At 71.6% G+C, this 4,007-nt stretch carries 4 protein-coding genes; 1 reads left to right on the top strand and 3 read right to left on the bottom strand.

Annotated elements, in window-relative coordinates:
* Nucleotides 1-54: 54 nt before the first annotated feature.
* Nucleotides 55-483, bottom strand: coding sequence for a protein kinase domain-containing protein (locus tag G6R25_RS22290; RefSeq protein ID WP_163554455.1), 429 nt, complete (start codon nt 481-483; stop codon nt 55-57).
* Nucleotides 480-1,679, bottom strand: a complete 1,200-nt coding sequence (locus G6R25_RS22285; RefSeq protein WP_235949442.1) for a M20 family metallopeptidase — start codon at nt 1,677-1,679, stop codon at nt 480-482. Before G6R25_RS22285 ends, G6R25_RS22290 begins: the two co-directional genes overlap by 4 nt.
* A 153-nt stretch (nt 1,680-1,832) precedes the next feature.
* Here G6R25_RS22285 and G6R25_RS22280 point away from each other — a divergent pair, with 153 nt between their 5' ends.
* Nucleotides 1,833-2,792: a LysR family transcriptional regulator gene (locus tag G6R25_RS22280; RefSeq protein ID WP_205447355.1), complete on the top strand. Its 960-nt coding sequence runs from the start codon at nt 1,833-1,835 to the stop codon at nt 2,790-2,792.
* A gap of 343 nt (nt 2,793-3,135) precedes the next feature.
* Here G6R25_RS22280 and G6R25_RS22275 read toward each other — a convergent pair.
* The coding region (locus G6R25_RS22275; protein WP_473246927.1) for a flotillin family protein at nt 3,136-4,007 on the bottom strand (872 nt) is incomplete at its 5' end.

Genomic DNA, 4,007 nt, shown 5'->3' with positions numbered 1-4,007 from the left:
ACACATCGCCCGTGACCGCAACCGGGCCCTCACATTCCTCACAACCTAGAGTAACTAGTCAGCACGGAAGGTGACCTTCGCGCGGCCCTGGTGCAACACCCCCTGGTCATGGGCATGCTCCAACGCCGCGGCCACCGCCAGCCCGACCGCGCAGGCCTGCAGGGTGTCGAGACGGTCACGGCGGCGGGTCAGGGCGCCGCCGTCGAGGAGTTCCATCACCAGCAGGCACAGACCCTCGGCCTCGACATATTCGAAGATCCGCACCACATGGGGATGATCGAACCCGGCCTGGATCCTTGCCTCATCGGCGAAGTCCAGAGTCAGCCCCTCCGGGCCTTCCGCTTCCATCACCTTGATCGTGACCGGGCGGCGCATCCGACGATGCCGCCCCGCCATAACCAGCCCGAACTGCCCCGACCCCAACTGCTGTCCGATCCGATAGCTCGGCAGGGCCTTCTCTATCCGCTTCCGGTCAACGATCATCGGCCGGTCGGCTCTGCACGGTGGGAGGGGGAGCGATCTGCCGCGGTCGATCGTCTCGGCTGCGGTGTCTGTTGCCGTGTCTGTGCGATCAGTTCGGCGAGCAGGCGGGTGCGGGGGGTCATCTGGGCGACGTCGACGTGCTCGGTGTCGGCGTGGGCGCCGCCGCCGATGGCACCCACGCCGTCCAGCGTCGGGCAGCCTGCGCCCGCGGTGTAGTTGCCATCCGAGGCGCCGCCGACGGCGACTCCCCGCAGCGGCTCCTGGCCCAGCTCCGCGGCGATTCCGGCGGCGAGGGCGAACAGGTCGGCGGAGGATTCCGGTTCCATCGGCGGCCGCCTCCTGCCGCCCAGTACCTTCAGGCGGGCGCCGGGTGTCTGGGCGGTGAGCCCCCGCATGAGATCGTCTATCCGGTCCTGCGTCGCCAGAGTCGGCACCCGCACGTCCACCGACACTTTCGCCAGCGCGGGCACCGTGTTCAGAGCGCTGCCGGCGGAGAGCAGAGTGGGCGTGATGGTCGGCGCGCCCAGGACGGAGTGGGTGGTATCCACCGAGGCTGCGAGGCCTGCGATGGCCAGGATCTGGTGCGCGGCCTCGATCGCGGCGTTGACGCCTTTCTCCGGTTCCAGTCCCGCGTGGGCGGCCTTGCCGGACACCACGACCTCGTAGCGTGAGGTGCCCTTACGGGCGGTCTTGAGCGCGCCCTGTTCGTTCGCGGCCGCCTCCACGACGAAGGCGGCGGCGCAACCGCGCGCGGACTGCTCGATCAGCTCCCGGGAGGTCGGGGAGCCGGCTTCCTCATCCCCGTTGATCAGCACGCACACCCCGTCCGGGGACGGCAGGCAGGCCAGCGCGTGGAACATCTGCACCAGCCCTGCCTTCATGTCGAGAACTCCAGGGCCCCGGGCGATCCCGTCGACCAGCGACCAGGGGTGGGTCTGAAGCGAGCCCACGGGCCACACCGTGTCGTGGTGTCCGACCAGCAGCACCCGCGGCGTGCCGAAGGTCCACCGCAGGTGTGGCACGCCGTCGATCACGATCGTCTCCGGCGCCCGACCCAGCAGTCTCGCGCCGAGGGCGCCGACGACCTCGGCGCTGCGGGCCAGTGCCGCGTGGTCGGCCGAGAAGGACTCGCAGGCCACGAGTTCTTCCAGATCGGCCAGCATCGCGGGCAACGCGATCGCGGCTCCCGCGGTCACCGGCCCCACCCCGTCGCACAGCTCCGTGTCGCGAAGTTCTCCAACAACGGCACGCTTCCCCCCAGGTCCGATCTTGACGACAGGGGTGACGTTAAGGCGAGACAAGACATTCCACCAGCAACTAGATTGGATATGAGCCATGCATGGGGGAATGTGTTTGACATCGACGCGCTGCGTCTCCTGGTCGCCGTGGTCCGCACCGGGTCGTTCACCAAGGCGGCGGTCCAGCTCAACTACACGCAGCCCGCGGTGTCGCGGCGGATCGCCTTGCTGGAGCAGCAGACGGGTGGGCCGCTGTTCGAACGGCTCCCCCGGGGCGTACGGCTCAATCCTGCTGGTCATGAGCTGCATCGCCACGCGGTGGATGTGCTTGAGCGTCTGTCGTGGGCACAGCAGGAGCTGGCCGCCATCCACGCAGGTCGCGGCGGGATACTGCGCGTCGGGGCGTTCTCGACCGCGAATATCGCGTTGGTGCCCGCCGTCCTGCGGGCGTTCGAGCAGGCCAGACCGGAGGTTGAGATCGTCGCGATCGAGGGCCACAGCGGCACGTTGATGCAGCGCCTCGCCGACGGGGCGCTCGACTTCGCCGTGGTCAGCGACTATCCGGCCGGTCTACCGTCGGCCAAGGGCGTCACGACAGCCGTTCTGCTGGAGGACGAGTTTTTCGTCGTCCTCCACCGCGGGCATCCCCTGGCCGGAGCCGGGGTGATCGACCTGCGCGACGAGGCCTGGCTCCAGGACGCGCCTGCGGGAGGTAGTCCCACGCTGCTCACCGATGCCTGTGTCAAGGCAGGCTTCGAACCCAAGAAGATCATCAAAATCGCGGAGTGGACCGGGAAGTTCGGCTATGTAGCCGCCGGACTGGGCGTTGTGCTGGTCCCCTCGCTGGCCGCCTGGGCTGTTCCGGCCGAACTCGTCCTGTGCCGGCTCGGCGACCTCGCCCTGCGCCGGACCGTCTACACAGCGCTGCCCACTAAGCCGCTGCCGGCGGCAATGACATTGCAGGATCTGCTGCAAGGCGCACCGGGCCTGCACCTGGACCCCTCGCCCTCCACCCGCTCGCCCTCCGCCCGCTCCGAGCGCGCAGTCCCACTCCCGTCGCCCGGAAGGTGAGGCCCGCGTCGAGCCCCGCCCTGCCGAGCGTGCGGCCGAGTCCGCTGCTCAGCGTGTGGCCGTGTCAGCTACGGGTCTTTTGGAGGGGGGTGTCCACGACGGTGGCCGGGTCCAGGCCGTCCAGGGTGTGGGCGGTGGCGGCGGGTGGTCTTCCACCCACTGCAGGTGGCGGGTGACGAGCCGGGTCACCCCGTCAGCAGAGCAGCACTCCGGCCGGATCTCTCGACAGTCGTCATCGCCTGCGTCCGCGCACCAGCCTTGGCTCCCACCCAGATGCCGGCCGATCGTGCCAGCGCCCTCGGTCGAGCGGACCCCCGCAGAGCCGGAGACGAGACCGAGGAGCTCAGGTCCCGCCGGAGCCGGGGGTGCGCAGGGCGCGTAGTTCGGCGGCGAGGTCGTCCGCCTGGCGTTCGGCGCGTTCGGCGCGGGTGCGAGCCTCGGCGCGGGCCTCGCCGATCACGGCGAGGCGTTCGGCGGCGGCCCGGCGTTCGGTGTCCAGACGGGCCTCGGCCTCGGCGCGGATCCGCTCGGTCTCGGCGGCCGCGGCGGCGCGGGCGCGGTCGACGTCGGCAGCCGCCTCCGCGCGGATGCGGGTGATCTCGGCGGTCGTCTCGGCGCGCAGGAGCTGGGCGTTGGTGTCGGCGGCCTGGTGTAGGCGCAGCGCTTCGGCGCGTTCGGCGCGGATGTCCTCGCGCAGCTCGGTGCGTTGTCGGGCGTCGCGCTCGGCGTCGCGGCGTGCGGTGGCCAGCTCGGTGAGGGCCTGGTCACGGGCGGCGGTGGCCTCGGCGATACGAGTCTCGGCGTCGTGGTGGGCCTCGGTGATGCGGGCGGTGGCGTCGCGTTCGGCGTCGGCGACGGCGGTGTCGGCGGCGGCGCGGACGGCCTCGGCGGCGGCGGTCGCGGCGCGCACGGCGGCGGCGGACTCCTCGACGGCGTCGGCGCGGGCCGTCTCGGCGGCGGCCAGGCGGCGCTCGGCGTCTTCGAGGGCGGTGACGGCTTCGGCGGCGACCGCGTCGGATTCGGCGCGGGCGATCCCAGCGGCGCGGGCGGCCTGCTCGGCGCGCACGGCGCGGGCGACGGCTTCGGCGACGCGTTCGGCAGCGTCGGCCTCGGCGGCCTCGACCTGGGCTTCGGCGGCGGTGACGTCGCCGAGCAGCGCCATCTGGCGGGCGAAGGCGTCGAGGGTGGCGGTCAGTTCGCCGGCGAGGGACTGGA

The organism is Candidatus Frankia alpina, from assembly GCF_902806485.1.
In the GTDB taxonomy this organism is placed as follows: Bacteria; Actinomycetota; Actinomycetes; order Frankiales; family Frankiaceae; genus Frankia; species Frankia alpina.
Note: the sequence above shows the minus strand (reverse complement) of the source record. Positions and strands in the feature narration are given on the sequence as shown.